This is a genomic window from Nonomuraea sp. NPDC052129 (assembly GCF_040680095.1).
Classification (GTDB): domain Bacteria; phylum Actinomycetota; class Actinomycetes; order Streptosporangiales; family Streptosporangiaceae; genus Nonomuraea.
This window is the reverse complement of sequence record NZ_JBFAVX010000022.1, coordinates 136804-149957: the sequence shown is the minus strand read 5'-3', so window position 1 is coordinate 149957 and position 13154 is coordinate 136804. Positions and strand designations below refer to the sequence as shown.

General features: G+C 71.1%; 10 protein-coding genes. 4 read left to right on the top strand and 6 right to left on the bottom strand.

Annotation, left to right across the window (positions count from 1 at the left end):
• Window positions 1-55: 55 nt before the first annotated feature.
• On the bottom strand, window positions 56-421 hold the full coding sequence (locus AB0L53_RS37625; RefSeq protein WP_364004616.1) for a helix-turn-helix domain-containing protein: 366 nt from the start codon (window positions 419-421) through the stop codon (window positions 56-58).
• A 91-nt stretch (window positions 422-512) separates the two neighbouring features.
• Here AB0L53_RS37625 and AB0L53_RS37620 point away from each other — a divergent pair, with 91 nt between their 5' ends.
• A complete protein-coding gene (locus tag AB0L53_RS37620; protein WP_364004613.1) occupies window positions 513-1178 on the top strand; it encodes an NAD(P)-binding domain-containing protein in 666 nt (221 codons plus the stop codon).
• A 140-nt stretch (window positions 1179-1318) separates the two neighbouring features.
• Here the strand turns inward: AB0L53_RS37620 and AB0L53_RS37615 are convergent, their stop codons facing one another.
• Window positions 1319-2188, bottom strand: a complete 870-nt coding sequence (locus AB0L53_RS37615) for a TIGR03619 family F420-dependent LLM class oxidoreductase (RefSeq protein WP_364004611.1) — start codon at window positions 2186-2188, stop codon at window positions 1319-1321.
• Window positions 2185-3432 carry an LLM class flavin-dependent oxidoreductase gene (locus tag AB0L53_RS37610; RefSeq protein WP_364004608.1) on the bottom strand — a complete coding sequence of 416 codons (1248 nt, stop codon included), beginning with the start codon at window positions 3430-3432 and terminating at the stop codon, window positions 2185-2187. The genes AB0L53_RS37615 and AB0L53_RS37610 overlap by 4 nt, the downstream gene beginning before the upstream one ends.
• A gap of 95 nt (window positions 3433-3527) precedes the next feature.
• Here AB0L53_RS37610 and AB0L53_RS37605 point away from each other — a divergent pair, with 95 nt between their 5' ends.
• Entirely contained in the window at window positions 3528-4337 is an 810-nt protein-coding gene (locus AB0L53_RS37605; RefSeq protein ID WP_364004605.1) for a TIGR03619 family F420-dependent LLM class oxidoreductase, read from the top strand.
• 49 nt (window positions 4338-4386) lie between these two features.
• Here AB0L53_RS37605 and AB0L53_RS37600 read toward each other — a convergent pair whose 3' ends face one another.
• Both AB0L53_RS37600 and AB0L53_RS37595 read right to left on the bottom strand, forming a co-directional pair.
• Window positions 4387-6318 carry a protein kinase gene (locus AB0L53_RS37600; protein WP_364004602.1) on the bottom strand — a complete coding sequence of 644 codons (1932 nt, stop codon included), beginning with the start codon at window positions 6316-6318 and terminating at the stop codon, window positions 4387-4389.
• An 82-nt stretch (window positions 6319-6400) separates the two neighbouring features.
• Window positions 6401-9052 (bottom strand): BTAD domain-containing putative transcriptional regulator, encoded by a 2652-nt coding sequence (locus tag AB0L53_RS37595; RefSeq protein WP_364004599.1) that lies wholly within the window; start codon window positions 9050-9052, stop codon window positions 6401-6403.
• Window positions 9053-9220: 168 nt separating this feature from the next.
• On the opposite strand from AB0L53_RS37595, the gene AB0L53_RS37590 reads away from it, so the two are divergent.
• A complete protein-coding gene (locus AB0L53_RS37590; RefSeq protein ID WP_364004596.1) occupies window positions 9221-9640 on the top strand; it encodes a hypothetical protein in 420 nt (139 codons plus the stop codon).
• A 120-nt stretch (window positions 9641-9760) separates the two neighbouring features.
• The gene (locus AB0L53_RS37585) at window positions 9761-11887 is read left to right on the top strand and encodes a PASTA domain-containing protein (RefSeq protein ID WP_364004593.1); all 2127 of its coding nucleotides are present in this window, start codon (window positions 9761-9763) and stop codon (window positions 11885-11887) included.
• Here AB0L53_RS37585 and AB0L53_RS37580 read toward each other — a convergent pair.
• Window positions 11859-13112, bottom strand: a complete 1254-nt coding sequence (locus AB0L53_RS37580; RefSeq protein ID WP_364004590.1) for a Gfo/Idh/MocA family oxidoreductase — start codon at window positions 13110-13112, stop codon at window positions 11859-11861. The two genes, AB0L53_RS37585 and AB0L53_RS37580, sit on opposite strands and share 29 nt — an antisense overlap.
• Between the last annotated feature and the right edge of the window lie 42 nt (window positions 13113-13154).

Genomic DNA, 13154 nt, shown 5'->3' with positions numbered 1-13154 from the left:
CCCGACCCCGTGGCTGTTCCCCGGGTGGATGTGACCAGGTGGAACGCCACCATGGTCATGACGTTGGTGATCGGCCGACGAGGTCGTCTTGGTTGTCGGCGGCCCACTGTGCGAGGTGCGCGAGGGGCCCGTTGGTGAACGATTCCCCCAGCGTGGAGAGCCGGTAGACCGCGCCTGTGTGCGCTGACACTGGGTCGGCGCTGCCGCCTCTCACGACGAGCCCGCGTGCCTGGAGACGATCTAGCGCCTGAGTCAGCACCTTGTCGCTGACTCCCGCGATCCTCGTGACCAGGTCCTTGCGTCGCGTTGGCCCCAGGCGCAGCGCCGAGAGTACGACAGGATCCCAAGCGTGGCTGATGAGTTCGGCCGCCGCGCGCACCTGGCAGTCGGAGATGAATGTCTGGCAGGACCCTTCGAGCACGAAACCAAGTATCGCCTCGCTCTCCTACCAAACGGTAGGAGCACCATTCGTAGCGTCCCAAGAACACAGCTTCGAGACAGAGGAGATCGCTGTGAACATAGGAATCTTGGGCACTGGAAACCTCGCCGTGACGCTTGGCCGAGCCTGGGCTTCGGCAGGTCACTCACTGCTGGTGACAGGGCGCGACCCCCTGCACGCCAAAGCGACCGCCGACCAGATCGGTCCGGTGGCAAAGGCTGTCGACCCCGCAGACCTCGCGAGTCAGGTCGACGTGCTCGTGGTCGCGGTCGCTTGGGAGGGGCTGCGGGCGGCATTGTCTCTCGTCGGCGCTCCCGAGGGGTCACTGGCCGGCAAGGCCGTGATCGACTGCACCAACCCCGTCGACTACACAACCGGTGAGCTGAAGCCAGTGGCCGGCTCGGCGGCAACACTCGTGGCGGATACGGCTCCCGACGCACACGTGGTCAAGGGGCTCCACCTGTTCGCCGGAGCCTCGTGGCCGTACGTGGGTCCGCAGGAGTCGGCGCCGGTCGTGGCGATCTGCGGCGACGAGCCAAGTGCTCTCGATCGCGCTGCGGCGCTTATCCAAGATCTTGGTGCCCGGCCCGCGGTGGTCGGTGGACTCAACTGCGCCCGGCAGTTGGAGGAGGCCGCCGGATTCGTCATGAGGGTCGTCGCGGCGGGTCACAACCCGAGGCTCGCCGTTCCCGACGTGGATCCGGCACTCCTTCGAGCAGCACAGACGACGGTCGGCTAAGCCGGCAGACCACCGGAGAGGGTCGTGACCTCGACCTCGCGGCCCTCTCGTTCACCCCTGATGCCCCCACCGCGACTCACCCGTTTCGGAGATCTCCAGCAGGCCGGGCCTTGCTTTCACAGAGCCGGCCGCGGCAGGGGTCACATCTTCGCGATGACCTCCTCCGCGAAGCGTTCCATGGTGGCGATCTTGAGTTCCAGGGTGCCCTCGCCGTACCGCTGCTTCTCCTCAGGGGTGGCCAGCCACCACGGAGCGGCCATCGTCCCGGTGACGCCCTTGGCGGCGAAGTGCCGGTACGTGTCGGCGTCCGGCAGCACCGCCAGCGGGGCGATGATCTCGAACGGTCCGGTCCTGCCGTTCTCGTCCAGCAACCGTCGTAAGGAGTCGAGCACGGTGTCGAGCTGCTCCTCCGTGTAGATGCGGTTGCCGATCCAGCCATCACCCAGCTTGGCCGCCCGGCGCAGCGCCGCCTCGCTGTCGCCGCCCACCATGACCGGGATCGGCTCGGCGGGGGTGGGCGAGATGGACAGCTCGGGCAGACCGTCGATCGTGACCGTATCGCCGGTCCAGAGGTTCCGGAGCACCGGGATCATCTCGTTGAACCGCCGCCCACGCGTGTGGAAGTCCTGGCCGGTGGCGGCGAACTCCTCCGCGCACCACCCGACGCCCACCCCGAACGTGACGCGGTCCCGCGACAGCACCGCCGCCGTGGACACCTGCTTGGCCACGGTGAACAGGTCGCGGGCCGGGGCGATGTAGACGTTGGGGGCGAAGCGCAGCGTGGTGGTCACCGCGGACATCGCGCCGATCGTCACCCACACGTCCGGCCAGTGCGTCTCGGCGGTCCAGCGCGGCCGGCCGGACTTGGAATAGGGGTACGGGGTCGCGAAGTCGGCGTAGAAGAGGTGGTCCGACAGGGTGAGCGTGTCGAACCCGCACCTTTCAGCCGTCCTGGCCAGCTCCAGGAACTGGTCGGTGTCCGCGAACGAGGCTCCCAGCCAGAATCTCACTGAAACTCCGGAATGACCTTGGTGGCGAACATCTCCAGGTTCCGCTTGACCGTGTCGAGCGGCAGCACGCCCTGCTGTCCCTGCATGTAGAGGCCGAACCATTCCAGGTCGGGCATCCGGTCGAGCATCCGCTGGATGCCGCGCTTGACGTCGTCGGGGGTGCCGAACAGTGCCATCTCGACGTCGTTCATGCGCTTGGCGTCGCCCTTCTCGGGGGAGATGGGCTTGTGTTTCTCGTCCTCCTTCTTCCGCAGCACCTCCAGGTAGCCGAACGGGCCGAAGAAGGCGGCGAAGTCCTTGGGGATGCTCCGGCCGAAGGTGTTGATCGCCTCCTCGGTCGTGTCCGCGATGCCGACGATCTTGAGAATGCCGGTGTGCTCGCCCAGCTTGTAGTCGCGGCCCTGCCGGGCGGACTCCTCCTGGTAGAGCTTGGCCTTGGCGGCGTGGTCGTCGGGGTTCGGGGTGAACATCCACGGCAGGATGTTCTCCTGCGCGGCCCTGATGACCGAGCGGTCGGAGATCGTGAACGGCTGCCACAGCTCGGGATGCGGGTTCTGGTACGGCCGCGGGCAGACCGAGATGGCCTGCACCTTGTCGTCGTCCGAGATCTCGCCCGGGGCGCCGAACGTCTTGGTCCACTCCAAGGCGGGCCAGCCCTCGATGCCGTCGAACGGATAGGGCACCTCGTAGTCAAGTACGTCGGACTTGTAGCGGAGTGTCTCCTGGGTCCAGGCCATCTTCATGATCTTCAGCACCTCGCCGAAAACGTCGAAGTTCCGCGTGTCGGAGGCCGAGCCGTCGGAGCGGGCGGCCGCCGCGTGCCAGCGCTGGCCCAGTACGTTCATCCACCGGTTCTGGTAGCCCCTGGCCACGCCCAGCCGGAGTCGTCCTTTGCAGAACTGGTCGAGCAGCGCCACGTCCTCCGCCGCCCGGATGGGGTCCCAGGCCGGCAGCACCATGCCGAGCGGGGCGAGCAGGATGCGTTCGGTCCTGGCCGCGAGGTCGGTGAGGAACATCAGCGGGTTGACCGAGAACTCCATGCCTTCCGAGTGGAAGTGGTGCTCGGTCATCATCAGCGCGTCGAAGCCGATCTGGTCGGCGTGGACGGCTATCTCCCGTACCTCGTGCAGCAGCTTCTGGTACGACTCCGTGTCACGTCCGATGGGCCGCTTGGCCTTGGCGTTCTCCTCGGCCGCATATCCGGAGCCCGGAATCTGCGGATTCAGGAAGATGGAAAACTTCACCGGGAGACCTCTTTCCGCGGGGCGCTTCTCTGTCCGGCAAGCTACTCTAGAAATCTTAGCCGAGCAATCGCTTGGTTGACGTCAAGGAGAGACGCATGCGGCTTGGTGTCACGATGTTCACCACGGATCTGGGCATGCCGGTCGTGGATCTGGCCAAGGCTGCCGAGGAGCGCGGGTTCCACTCGCTCTACGTACCGGAGCACACCCATATCCCGGTCTCGCGGCGCACACCGCATCCGATGGGGCTGGACGAGCTGCCCGACGAGTACAAGCGGACGCTGGACCCGCTCGTCGCGCTGTCGTTCGCCGCCGCCGCCACCGAGCGGCTGGTCGTCGGCACCGGCATCCTGCTCGCCGCCCAGCGCGACCCCATCGTGACCGCCAAGGCGATCGCCACTCTCGACCAGCTCTCCGGCGGGCGCGTGGTGGTCGGCGTCGGCTTCGGCTGGAACGTGGAGGAGATCGAGAACCACGGCGTGCCGTACGACCAGCGGCGCGAGGTCGCGCGGGCCAACGTGCTGGCGATGCGGAAGCTGTGGCGGGACGAGGTGGCCGAGTTCGAGGGGTTCGAGCCGTCGTGGTCGTGGCCCAAGCCGATCTCCGAGCCGCCCGTCTACATCGGCGGCGCGGCGGGCCCGAAGCTGTTCGCGCACGTCGCCGAGTACGCCGACGGCTGGATCCCGATCGGCGGCAAGGGGATCAAGGCCGCGCTGCCCGCCCTGCGCGAAGCCTGCGAGAAGGCCGGGCGGCCGATGGCCAAGGTCATCCCCTTCGGGACGTTGCCGACCAGGGAGAAGCTCGACTACTACGCCGAGCTGGGCATCGAGGAGTCGGTGGCGAGCCTGCCCAGCGGTCCGGCCGACGAGATCCTGCCGCTGCTCGACCAGTACGCCCGGCTCATCTGAATTGTGGCGCGGAGACCCGATCCTTTTTCAGGGGCGGGAGACGGGCATGTCACCCCGAGGTTGCGGTCAGGGCGAGGTCGTCCACGGTCACCGTGACGGGGGTGTCGGTGGCCGTACGGGACAAGTAGGTCAGGACGCCGGCCCCACCCGGGACCTGGAGTCCGGAGGTCGCGTCCGTGACGGAGAGCAGCCAGTCCGGCTCGGGCGCGCCGATGGCCCAGACCTTGCCGCGGATCGTGGTCGGCGACGTGCCGGTGACCTGGACGCGTACCCGCATCGCGATGCCCGCGCCCGCGGTCAGCCCGGGGACCCGCAGCGGCTGTGCGAGGTCGATCTCACTGCGGCCCGCCTCGGAGCGGATCAGCTGGAACAGGACATTGCCGGTGGGCCGCAGGCTCACATGCGCCCGGTACCCCCCGACTGTCGGGACCCTGCGTCCCACGGCGGACACGTAGATCCCGCCGCCGGTGGGGGGCTTGTCGCCGGCGAAGGTGAAGCCGAGGTCGGTTCTGGTCTCCTTCACCCCGTCCAGGTACGCGCTGGAGCCGGCTCCGGGGGGCATCGTGATCCGGCCCTTCTTGCCGTCCACCGAGTAGCCGCTCGCCGGAACGCCGACCGACCAGTGACGCTTCCCGTCGTCCGTCGTACCGAATCCGGTGCTGACTGTGCGCCCGAATGTGTCGGACACCCGCAGCCCCCGGCCCGGGACCGCCGACACACCCGGACTCGCCGACCCGCTGGGCGAGACCTCCCGTGAGCCCGACGGTGCGGCCGATGAGGGCTCGGCGGAGGTGGGGGCGGAAGCGTCGGGATGTGAGGCGGCCGAGGAGCGCGGCTCACCTGTACCCGAAGACGCCTGAGACCCCGTCCCGCCGACCGGCCGCAACCAGGCGAGCGTCCCCACCACGACCACGACCAGCGCCGCCGCCACGGCGAGCGCGGCACGGCGGCCCCGCCCAGTGGTCCACCCCATGAGCACCGGAGCCCGCGAGGAGGGTGGGGCCGTCGGCTCCCCGACCGGTCCCGCGGTGCCCCCACGACCGGTGGGTTCCGCGGTGCCCCCATGAGCGGCCGCCCCGGCAAGATCCCGACCGCCGGTCGCGGCCGACGTTCCCCGATCGTGGGCCGGTTCGGCGGCGAGGCGGCTGCCCAGGCTGGTGAGCTCCACGATCGACCGGCCGCGGCCACCGGAGACCGGGTCGATCAGGCGGGACAGCAGCTCGCCCGCCGCCGGCCGGTGCGAAGGGTCCTTCTCCAAGGCGGCGGCGATCGAGTCGCGCAACGGCGGCGGGACCGCTGACAGATCCGGTTCGTGGGTGACGATGCGGTTCAGCACGTCCGCGATGCTCGCGGCGGCGAACGGGGAGGTGCCGGTGGCGGCGAAGACCATGGTGCCCGCCCAGGCGAAGACGTCCGAGGCGGGTGCGGCGGGGGCGCCGCTCAACTGTTCGGGCGCGAGGTAGGCAGGGGTGCCGATGAGTCCGCTGGTCATGGTCGTGACACCGTCCGCGCGGGCGATGCCGAAGTCGACCACCCGGGGACCGTCCGGGCCGAGCAGCACGTTGCTCGGTTTGAAGTCGCGGTGCACGACGTCGGCCGCGTGGATGGCGGCCAGGGCCGTCGTGGTGCCGACGGCCAGCCGTTCCAGCTCGCCGCCGTGCAGGGGGCCGTGCTCGTGCACCCGTTCCGCCAGCGTCGGCCCGTCAACGAACTCGCTCACCACGTACGGCCGCGGCCCGTCCGGCACGGCCGTGAGCACGCGTGCGGTGCAGAAAGGCGCCACGCTCTCCACCGCGGCCAGCTCGCGGGCCAGACGGGCGCGGGCCTCGGCGTCGGCCCTGATCAGCACCTTCACCGCCACCCGCTGCCCAACTGGATCGCGGGCCAGGTAGACGATCCCCTGGCCGCCCTCACCGAGCCGGCCCAGCAGCTCGAACTCACCCAGACGCGGAGGATCCTCAGGGGCCAGAGGGGCAACCATGCCCCATACGGTACTGATCCGCTCAACCAAGTGTGAGACGTCTGGTGCGGGTGATGTTGAGCCGCCAGAGCAGGCCGTCACATCAGGGCGTCACACCAGGTCCTCGCACCAGGGCGGCGAGTAGGTCCAGCGCGGTCGCCCTGCCGGGTTCGTCGGCGATGCCGTCGAAGATCTTGAACGCGTCCTCGGCCAGCTTGCGCGCCGCGTCGCGGTCGCCCTCAGCCCGGTTGACCCGGGCCAGCGCCAGCAGCGCCTGCGCGTCCAGCAGCCGGTCGCCGAGCCGTACGGCGATGGACCTGGCCCGCTGCGCGCAGTCCCTGGCGTCGGGCACCCGCCGCTGCGCCAGCCGTGCCGCGGCCAGCTCCAGCAGGGTGTCGGCGTGCCGGTGCCGGTCGCCCAGAGCATCGAAGAAGGCCGCGGCGGCGGCGAGCCGGTCGGCTGCCTCGTCGGGGCGGTCGGCCCGCCGCAGCACCGCGCCAAGCGCCTGCTGCGCCTCGGCGCCGGCCCTCCCGCCGCTGAAGGCGTGCAGAGAGGAGGTCAGCTGGCGTTCTGCCTCGTCCAGACGGCCCTGTTCCAGGTACACCTGGCCGATCCTGCGCCGGACCTGCGCGGCCTCCTTGCCGCTGGACGTACCGAGGCTCGTGAACGCCCCGAGCGCCTGAGTGAGCAGATCCAGCGCCTCCGGCCACCGGCCTTCGGCCCGGCACAGGTCGCCCTGGTCGCGCAAGAGCAGGGCCTCGGCGCGAGCGTCACCCATGCGCCGCGCCGCCGCGAGGCCGGTCTCGGTGACCGGCCGCCAGTCGTCCAGGAAGCGCCGCCGTTCCAAGAACGGGCCCAGCAGATGCGCGAGCCGCCATGCGCCCTCGTCGAGCCCGGCCCCGTACAAGTCCCCGACCAGGGCGGCGAGGAACGCGCGCTCGGCGACGAGCCACTCGACCGACTCCTTGATGTCCCTGGTCACGAAGCTGCGCATGGTCGGCTCACCGGAGACCAGCGAGAACCGGGACGCCTGCGCCCGGGCGATCACCACGGCCTGGAGCCGCGCGAGCGCGTCCCGTACCGCATGCACGCCCTCCTCCTCCACCAGCCGCTCGCGGGCGTAGAGCCGGGTGAGGTCGTGCATGCGGTAGCGGACCTGGCCCGCCACGTCCACGGTGTGCGCCTCCAGCAGGCCGGCGTCCACGAGCGTGTCGGCCTGGTCGCCGAAGACCTGGGCGGCCCAGTCGCCGACGTCGGGGGCCGACAGCGCGCCCAGCAGTCGCACCATGCGGCGCGCCGGCGTGGGCAGGCCCTCGTAGCCGACCGCGTACACGCTGCGGACCGTCTGGTCGCCCGAGTGAAGGCGGTCCAGTCGCTCGCACTCGTCCTCCAGCAGGCCCGCGAGGTAGCCAGGAGTCCAGCCTGGTCTGGTGGCCAGGCGGGATCCGGCGATGCGCAGCGCGATGGGCAGCCCGCCGCAGAACCGCATCAGCTCCCGCACCCCGCCGTCGTCCGCCCGTTCCTCGCCGATGAGCTTGACGAGCAGGTCACGGGCCTCGTCGTCGTCCAGGATGCCCAGCGGAAGCCGTACGGCGCCGGTCAGCCCGCCGAGCGCCGACCGGCTGGTGATCACGGTGGGGCATGAGGTGAGCAGCGGCCGTACCTGGGACTCGTCGGCGGCGTCGTCCAGCACGACGAGCATGCGGCGGTTGGCGGTGTACGTGCGCAGCAGCCGCTGCCGCTGGCCCTCCGATGCCGGTATCGCCTGGGCCGGGCAGCCGAGCCAGCGCAGGAAGTCCTCCAGGATCGCGCCGGGCCGGGTGGACTCGCGCAGGTCCGCGTACAGGATCCCGTCGGGGAAGCGCTCCCTGTGCCGCCAGGCGGCGCGTACGGCGAGCGCCGACTTGCCCACCCCGGCCGGGCCGTGCACGACCACCAGGCCGGAGAACACCTGGTCTAGCAGGTTGGCGCGGCCGGTGAAGTGGGCGACGTCCCGCGGCAGCAGCACCGGCGGGCCCGCGGAGACGTGCAGCATGACGTCGTCGTGCAGCATGCGGTGATAGAGCAGCTGCAGCTCGGGGTCGGGCTCGATGGCGTGCCCGCTGTCGAGCTCGTCGCGCAGCGCCGTGTACGCGGCCAGCGCCTCCACGCGCCGCCCGCTGCGATAGAGCGCCAGCATGAACTGGCCGCGGAAACGCTGCCAGAGCGGGTGCTGCGCGACCAGCCTCCGCACCTCGGACAGCAGCTCGCGGTGCCGGCCCGCGTCCAGGTCGAGCTCGATCCGGCGCTCCAGGGCGAGCAGGCGAAGCTCTTCGAGCTCCTCGCGCAGCCGCCCGGTCTCGGCCCAGCGCCTCGCGTCAGGATCCACGTCCGCCAGAACCGGCCCGCGCCACAGGCCCAGCGCCTCTCGCAGCTTCCCGTGGTCACGCCCGGCCAGCCCCTCCTGTATGAGCCGGCGGAAGCGACCGACGTCGAGCTGATCGTCGTTGATGGCCAGCGTGTACGTGCCGGACACGGTGGTGATGACGTCCTTGCCGATCAGCTGCCGGAGCTGGCCGATGTAGCCGCGGATCAACGAGTCTGACCGGTCGCCCTCCTCCAGCGGCCACAGCAGCTTTCGCAGCCGCTCGACGGTGAGCGGGCGGCGGGCGTTGAGCACGAACATCGCCAGCAGGTCACGGTGCTTCGGAGCGGTGGGGGTGCGATCCTCGGCGCCGTCGCGTACCGACAATGCCCCCATAATCCGAAATTCCATGACAAATCCCCGGGTACGGCGGGCAGGACGTGGCGTCAAAGCCTCCACGATCCCACAGCTCCACCGCACCTCGCGCCCGGGATTCGTCGGGCAAACCACCGGCTTCAGCCGGTGGCAGTTGATCGGAGACTGCCGTAATCTCAGGGGCTCCCAGACAAGGTCGAGGCGATGCGGCGGGTGTGGCAGGTGGCCGTGGCCGGTGCCGGGCTGGTCATGGGGGTGGCCGGGTTCGTGCTCTGGCTGCGGGGGGCGCAGAGCCCAGGGCTGGTGGGAGAGTGGACCGGGTCGGCCGGCACGGCGTCAGTCCGCGCGGGGACGGCCGGGACGGGGCCGGTCTTCCCGGTGGCGATGGAGCTGGCGGACGATGGCTCGGCCCTGCGTTGGGGTGTGGGGCTGCGTTGTTCGGGGCTGCTCAGTCCGACCAGGAGCCGGCTCGTGTTCGCGCTCGATCGGGTCAAGGGCGAGGGGTGTGTTCCGGGGATACTGCGGGTGTTCCCGACGCCGGAGCCCGACCAGGTGGTCATCAAGATGACACGTCAGGGTGACACGGACATTACCTATTCAGGCACGCTCTCACGACATTCTTGACCGGCTGTGTCACGGTCAGGCGGCATTGCGTCGATCACCGTTGACTGTCCGGCGTCCGTTGCCTTCAGTTGGATGCAGAGTGGATGCAGAAGGTGGGTGGCGGCGAGGGGAGGCAACCCCGTGCCAACGGCACAGCCACTCAGAACGGGGGATCCGCGGCGGCTCGGCGCCTACGAGCTGTCCGGGCGTCTGGGCGAGGGCGGCCAGGGCGTGGTGTACCTCGGGACGAGGGCCGAGGACGTCTACGCGGTCAAGCTGCTGCACGGGCCCGTGGGGGACGAGAAGGTGGCGTTCCTGCGGGAGGTGGAGCTGGCCAAGCACGTGGCCCGGTTCTGTACGGCCCAGGTGATGGACGCCGGGTTCGACGACGGCCGGCCGTACATCGTGAGCGAGTACGTGGACGGGCCGTCGCTGCAGCGTGAGGTCGCGCTCACCGGGCCGCGCCGTGGCGCGGCGCTCGAACGGCTCGCCGTGGGCACGGTCACCGCGCTGGCGGCGATCCACCGGGCGGGCATCGTGCACCGTGACTTCAAGCCGCAGAACGTGCTGCTCGGTCCGGACGGGCCACGGGTGATCGATTTCGGGCTGGCCAGGGCGCTGGACGCGGCGGCCACGGTGAGCGGGCGGGGAGTGGGCACGCCCGCGTACATGGCGCCGGAGCAGATCACCGCGTCGGCGCTCACGGGAGCGGCGGACGTGTTCTCGTGGGCCGCCACGATGTGCTTCGCGGCCAACGCGTCGGCGCCGTTCGGGCAGGACTCGGTGGCGCCGGTGCTGCACCGCATCCTGACCGCGCCGCCGGAGCTCGGACGGCTGGACGGGTCGTTGCGGGAGCTGGTGGTGGCGTGCCTGGACAAGGACGCCAAGAACCGGCCGACCAGCCGGGAGTTGCTGCTGGCGCTGCTGGGTGACGCCGGCTCCGCGCCGCCGGAGGTGCTGCGCTCGCCGCCGTCGCACATCCTGCGGGTGACGCCCGCCCCGTCGGTGGCGAACGGGGTGCCGGACCGGCTGCCGCCGCTCTACCCGATGGCCGAGCCGGAGGCGACGGGGGCGGCCGGTGGTTACCGGTGGCCGGGCGCCTCGGCGGAGGGTGCCGCGTCCTGGTCGCCGACGGTCCCGCGGCAGGGCGCCGGTGAACCGGACGCCCAGCCGAACGGTGCCGAGGAACCGGACGTCCGACCGCACGGCGTCGGGGAGTCGGACGTCTGGCGGAATGGTGTCGGGGAGCCGGACGCCCGGCGGAATGGTGCCGGGGAAGCCGGTCCGCCCCACGGCGGCGCCGTCTCTTCCGGTGGCGGTCCCGCGGGGCTGTCGGGTGAGCCGGGGAGGGGCACCCGTCAGGCGGTGGGCCGGGCGGCGCTCGCGGTCACCGCCGCGCTCCTGGTGAGTGGCGCCGTGCTGGTCAGCGTGCTGGTGCCGACGTTCAGGGACGAGAAGGAGGCCCGTCCGCAGGCGGCGGCCGTCCAACCGTCGGTCGTGACGACCGAGCCGCCCGCGACCACGTCCCCGCCCACCCGGGCGGCGACCAAGCGGGGAGAGCAGGCGGGGGAGAGCCATGTGCCCTCCACCCAGGGACCGTCCGCCGGCGTCGCCGGGGTTCGGGTGCCGGTGGTGGCCGGGATGGAGCGCTCGGCGGCGGTCGCGGCGATCAAGCGGGCCGGGTTCGTGGTGGGGGAGGTCACGCAGGTCGACTCGCGGCGGAAGATCGGCCAGGTGCTGGGCAGCAGTCCCAGCGGTGGGGCCACGGTGGCGCGGGGGAGCACGGTCTCGCTTCAGGTGTCGGCGGGGCTGGCGGTGCCGGCGGTCGTCGGGGTGGAGCGCGAGCAGGCTGAGGCGGCGCTGGTCAAGGCCGGGCTGGTGGTGGGCGGGACGAAGAGCACCTGCTCCGATCGGCCGGAGGGGCAGGTGCTGTCCAGCGAGCCGGGAGCCGGGAGCCGGGTCTCGAGCGGTACGAAGGTGTCGCTGGTCGTCGCCCGCAACGGGGCTACGGTGCCGTCCGTCGTCGGGCAGTCCAAGGCGGCGGCTCGGGCGGCGTTGCGGGGGGCTGGGTTCGCCGTGAGCTTCAAGACGCAGGTGGTCACGGACGACGCTCAGATGGACGTGGCACTCTCGCAGAGCGTCGCGGCCGGGAGCTGCGCCAAGGCGGGGGCCGCCGTGGTGGTGACCGTCGGCGTCGCGGGCCAGGGCGGTCCCGATCCGACCGAGCCCACGCCGACGGTCACCGTGGAGACCCCGCCGCCGGACTGACAGCCCCGGGCGTGACTTCCGCGATCTCGCCCCGAAGACGGGACCGCTCGGCCGCCCAGGCGATGAGATGGCTGTGCAGGCTCTCGCTCGGCGAGGAGAGGATCTGGGCGCGGTCGCGGGTTCGTACCGCCGTCAGGAACGCCTCTACCAGCCCCTCGTCACCGCCGCCGTGCCCACCGCCGGCGGTGCCGTCGCCCGTGGGGCGGGTGTCGACCGTGTCGGTCCCGCCGGTGAGGAAGTCGGTGACGGTGAGGCGGTCGCCGTCGCCCTCGATCGAGCCGCGGGTGCCGAAGATCCGGGTCTGCCGGTGCGCGGCGGGGGTGAAGGCGGTCATGGTGAACGCGACGGTGACGCCGCCCTCGAACTCCAGGTTCACCACCTGGTGGTCGACCACGTCGTTGTCGCAGGCGTAAACGCACCTGCCGTACGGGCCGGTCCTGAGCGCTTCGAGGACGCCGCGCTCGGAGACGTCGTCGGTGACCACGTTCAGCGGCCACGCCTCCTTGCCCGCCAGGGGCAGGTAGATGCGCTTGGCCGAGTAGGGGCAGGCGTCCTCGACGGCGCAGTCGAGGCAGCGGTCGGCCGCGCCCTCGGGCCGGTGCTCCGGCCGGAAGTGCTTGAGGCCGCCGAACGACGACACCTTGGCGACCTGCCTGCCGGTGAGGTGTACGAGCCAGTCGAGGTCGTGGCAGGACTTGGCGAGCAGCATGAACGTCGACTCGTCGGACCTGCGCCAGTTGCCGCGTACGTACGAGTGCGCCTGGTGCCACCACCCGACCGGCTCCAGGTGCTGGATGCTGACGATCTCGCCGATCCGGCCGGCGTCGAGCAGCGCCTTCAGCGCGCGGGTGTACGGCGTGTAGCGCAGCACGTGGCAGACCGCGAAGATCGCGTCGGAACGCTCCGCGGCGGCCACGATCGCCCGGCAGTCCTCCTCGGAGACGGCCATCGGCTTCTCCAGCAGGATGTCGTAGCCCAGCTCGGCGAACCGCACCGCGGGCTCGACATGATCGGCGTCCTGCGTCGCGATGATCACGGCGTCCGCCTGCCGGGGGAGCGCCGCCAGCTCACGCCAGTCCGCGTACGGCGTCGCGCCGGGGTGCCTGGCCCGGCGGCTCTCGACCGGGTCGGCCACCGCGACCACCCGCGCCCCGCCGGACTCGACGGCATGGCGAGCGTAGGAGGTGCCCCGAGAACCCGCGCCGACGATGGCGAGAGTCACCATGTACGCCTCCACTTATGTAACCAGTTTCCGTATGTCGGCCGA